3 protein-coding genes are annotated in these 4,725 nt (G+C 41.3%); all 3 read right to left on the bottom strand.

The features are described 5' to 3' along the window. Positions 1-739: 739 nt before the first annotated feature. Entirely contained in the window at positions 740-1,504 is a 765-nt protein-coding gene (locus PCY07_RS10355; protein ID WP_301356715.1) for an ABC transporter ATP-binding protein, read from the bottom strand. Continuing rightward, positions 1,501-2,367 carry an ABC transporter permease gene (locus PCY07_RS10350; RefSeq protein ID WP_003015645.1) on the bottom strand — a complete coding sequence of 289 codons (867 nt, stop codon included), beginning with the start codon at positions 2,365-2,367 and terminating at the stop codon, positions 1,501-1,503. The genes PCY07_RS10355 and PCY07_RS10350 overlap by 4 nt, the downstream gene beginning before the upstream one ends. A 601-nt stretch (positions 2,368-2,968) precedes the next feature. Next, positions 2,969-4,725, bottom strand: a 1,757-nt coding sequence (locus tag PCY07_RS10345) for an FctA domain-containing protein (protein ID WP_301356713.1), incomplete at its 5' end; no start/stop codon positions are given.

Raw genomic sequence — 4,725 nt, 5'->3', positions numbered from 1 at the left:
CAAGACGCAGTGGTTGAGTGGGCTCTACTACGCTGATTTCATCAGCTTTTACAGCCCTACTCAACTGTGCGGAGGTGGGACGACGAAATCGAATTCTAACGAATTACCGATTTCTGTCCCACTCTCTAGCATGCAGACAAACTATTTCTACATCAAACAACCTAAGTGATACTAAAAAATTAAAATCAATCGTTACTATTCGACTCATGCAAACATACTCTGAAACTTTCTGCGGTGAGAAACGTTTCTAAAATGAGTTTGTAGATTAGTAAAGCCTCTAGGTAAAATACAGTAGCTGATTGAACTCTTCTCTCGCTTAATCAGCTTGGAAGAATTCTAATCAGCCTTGTGGGGGTAGGACGACAAAGCGCCATGAACGATATCGCTTCTGTCCTACTCCCTATTTTGACTGTATCTGCCACGCCCTTTGTATCTTAGCGGAATGCGGCAGGACGAAGGTGGATCGATACCATCCACCTGAGGAGTTAGTGAGTCGTGTAGGTAAGGTACCATAGTACTTGCCGTTACACGAATTGAACACGCCCTAAATGCTGTGTGAAAAACGCCAACTATACTAGTACTAACTTCCAGACACAGTAGCTGGTTGAACTCTTCTCTCGCTTAATCAGCTTGGAAGAATTCTAATCAACCTTGTGGGGGTAGGACGACAAAGCGCCATGAACGATATCGCTTCTGTCCTACTCCCTATTTTGACTGTATCCGCCACGCCCTTTGTATCTTATTCTTTCTCAAACAATTGATAGTAGTCTGCGATGGTCATTTGGGCTTTTTCTTCTTGACTGAGGTCTTGGACGATGTGCCCGTCTTTCATCACAATCAAGCGATTTCCATATTTCAAAGCATCTTCCATGTGGTGGGTGATCATAAGAGCAGTAAGAGCGTCTTGTTTCACAAACTGATCCGTCAAGGTCATGAGGGCCTGACTCGTTTTTGGATCCAAGGCTGCAGTGTGTTCGTCTAGAAGCAAGAGTTCTGGACGTTTCAGTGTCGCCATCAACAGACTCAAGGCTTGTCGTTGCCCACCCGATAGAAACTCAACGGCTGTATCGATATGATTTTCCAAGCCATTGCCGATCTTAGCAAGGACTGTTTGAAACTCTTCTTTATAGCTGGCCAAGTGACGCGGGATCAAGCCACGTTTTTCTCCACGAAACTTCGCTACCAATAGGTTTTCCGCTACTGTCATGCGAGGCGCTGTGCCCATTTTAGGATCTTGAAAGACCCGCGATAAGTACTTAGCTCTTTTTTCAGGAGAATAGTTGGTTACATCTTCCCCCAAAATATAAATCTTCCCACTGCTCACCGGAAGCGTCCCAGCAATAGTATTAAAGAGGGTTGATTTTCCAGCTCCATTGCCCCCCAAAATTGTGATAAAATCATGCTCTCGAATTTCCAAGGAAACATCATCCAGAATGACTTTTTCTTCATTCATCCCATTGCTCACAGTTTTGGTTACATTTTTTAATTCTACAATCGCTGTCATTTACTGAATTTCGCTCCTTTCATGATTTTTCCCTTAAAGGTTGGAATCATCAGGCAGATTGCTAGGATCAAGGCACTGAAAATCCGGATATAGCTGGTATTGATACCAAGCGCAATCACAGCCCAAATCAAAAATTGGTAGGCGATCGATCCGACTGCGACGCTGAGCAAACGCTCCGTCAAGGTGACATTTGAAAAAAGAACTTCCCCGATAATGAGACTGGCAAGTCCAATAACGATGACACCAATCCCACGTGAAGCGTCGGCATAACCTTCTTGCTGGGCCATCAGTGCACCAGAGAGGGCAATAATTCCATTTGAAATCACCAAACCCATCAATTCCATCCGGTCGGTATTGATCCCGAAACTTTTAGCCATGTCAGCATTGTCACCTGTCGCGATATAGGCTTGACCCAAACGTGTGTCCAAGAAGAAGATCAAACCAAGGATCACAAGCGTTACGAAAATCAAGCCAATCAAAATTTCACTTAAACCTCCAGCAAAGGGAAGATAATCTTGAATTTTTTTATAACCCAAGAGTCCCAGATTGGCCCGTTGCATGACAAATAGAATAACCGAGTTACAAGACGTCATCACAAGAATTCCTGACAAGAGTGTCGGGATTCTCCCTTTTGTATAGAGAAGACCCGTCGCAAGTCCTGCCAAGCATCCTGCACCAATAGCAGCAAGCGTCGCAATCAGTGGATTGACCCCCTTGGTAATCAAGGTAACCGCCACCGCTCCTCCAAGCGGAAAGGAACCTTCAGTTGTCATATCTGGAAAATCTAGAATTCGGAACGTCATAAAGATTCCTAACCCTAAAATGGCCCAAATCAAACCTTGTGAAACAATTGAATTAATCATAGTTTCTCCCTTCGATAATAGTAGTTTAATTGTAACATAAATATGGAGGAGAACCTATAGCTTTGGAAGAATTAATTCTAATCTGTGTTCTAACTTTCTAAAATTCATTTTTCTTTTTCAGTCGATTCGAACAAACTATCTCACCGGCGTCGTAGCGATCAATAGAAAAAAACGAACGATAGGTACCTTGCCTTTGTGAAAACCAAGGTTTTTCATTCGTTTTTTCTATCATCAAGTTTGATCTTTGGAAGTATTTCTAGTCGCTTTGTTTCCTATCTTGCTCTACGACAATAAGGGTGTGAAGTTCTTCCACTCCAAACCCTACTGTTATTCCAATTTCAAGTGGATTCATTCCCCTTGTTGCCGACAGTTTGATCTTTCAAATTGCTGTACTAGTATACTGTTTTCTCAATTTTAAGTCAATGAAATTCTACTGAAACAAGTAACAGAATTATTTCTGATATATTTCACACTTCTATTTTCATGGGTTTTCTACTTCTATAATAGATAAACAAAGAGGCTTGCTCTCTCAAGCAAAGCCTCTTCATTTTTGAACTAAAATGGTCACCTCATCAACAAGCTTGCTGATGTCACCTCCATTTTAGTCTTCGTGTTTTTTGCGTTTTGCAAGTCCCGCAAGTCCGACCATACCAAGTGCCACACCTAACAATGTAGCAGAAGCTGATTGTTCTTCACCAGTAGAAGGAAGTTCTGGTGCTGGCGGTGTTACCGGTGGTGTTGGCGGTGTCACCGGTGGTGTTGGTGGTGTCACCGGTGGTGTTGGCGGTGTCACCGGTGGTGTTGGTGGTGTCACCGGTGGTGTTGGTGGTGTCACCGGTGGTTTCGGTGGAATTACCTTGTTGTTAAACTCAGTATCTTCAGGCATTTGTGAAGTAAGAGTCAACACTTTACCTTCCTTAGTTACAGTAACTCCAACAGTCGCTACCATCTTATCGTACTCAACTCCAGCCTCTGTACCTTTCACTTCTTCTACGTGATAGATATATGTACCTTCTTCGCCACGTTTGAACTCAAGAGCTGAGAACTTGATCTTACCTTCAGCATCGTTGCTTACGGTTTCAATCACGTTACCATCTTTGTCTTTCAATACGAAGCTGAATTCACCAGCTTTCAACGCACGACCTTCCAATTTCTTCGTGAAGTTGAATTCAACTTTCACTGGGATATTAACAACACGTTTCTCAGTTGGTTTTTCTGGTTTTTCAACTGATTTCTTAGTTGGATCATATTGGTGAACAATTTGAGAAGCTGTATTTTCAATATCTACACCTTCTTTAGCAGTTCCCTTGATACGTGCTGGAATATCAAACTTGTAGTAACGTCCAAATGCTAATTTAGCAGTGTCGATTACTTGAGTATTTTCTGCATCTCCAAGAGACTTAGTCAAGTCAGCCTTAGATGTAGCAGTAATGACACCATTCACAATTGAGATATCAAACTTAGCTGTTACATCTTCACCAGTTACCGAATCATAAGCTTTAATATCAGCCACATTAACATCCAAGTTTTCGCTATCATATTTATCGGTAATACCAACAGATTGAATATAATGTGCTTCTGTGAATTTAGTTGTATCCAACCATACTTGGTAAACAACCTTATCACCTTTATGGAGTGTTTGGGTATTGATATTTTGCTTTTCATTATTATCAACTTTGTCCACATATGGATCTTTGTTGGTATCAGCTACTTTATCAGTCAACTCTTTATCATCATCAAGAAGTTTATTTCCAGTGATATCAAATTTCTCTTCATTAAGAATATATTTCTCTGGATTGAACTCAGGAGTTTCTGGTGGAGTTACAACGTTGTTGAACTCTTTATCAACGATATCGCCTACAGTCGCGATCAGAACTTTAGCTGTTCCGTCGTGTTTAACTGTGACTGTCACATTCGCTTTCATAGTGTCGTATGTAACGGTTGCGTCGCTTCCTTTAACTTCTTCTACTGTGTAGTTGTGTACGCCTTCTTGACCCTTCTTGAATTCAAGAGCTTTGAACTTAACGTTACCAGCCGCATCATTGCTTACAGTTTCAAGAGTATTACCTTCTGAATCTTTAAGAACGAAGCTGAATTCGTTAGCTTTCAGTTCACGACCTTCCAATTTCTTAGTGAAGTTAAATTCTACTGAGATTGGAACACTGTTGACACGTTTTTCAGTTGGTTTGTTTGGTTTTTCAACTTTCTTAGTAGTTGGGTTGTAATAGTTTACAACTTGTGCTGCCTTGTTTTCGATATCTGCACCAGCTACAACATCGTCTTTCACTGTTGCTGGGATATCAAATTTATAGTAGCGTCCAAACTCGAACTTAGTTGTATCAATGATTTGTGTATTTT

This window comes from Streptococcus sp. SP1 (genome assembly GCF_030440005.1).
GTDB lineage: Bacteria > Bacillota > Bacilli > Lactobacillales > Streptococcaceae > Streptococcus > Streptococcus parasanguinis.
The sequence above is the reverse complement of the archived record's forward strand: the minus strand, read 5'-3'. Positions and strand labels throughout refer to the sequence as shown.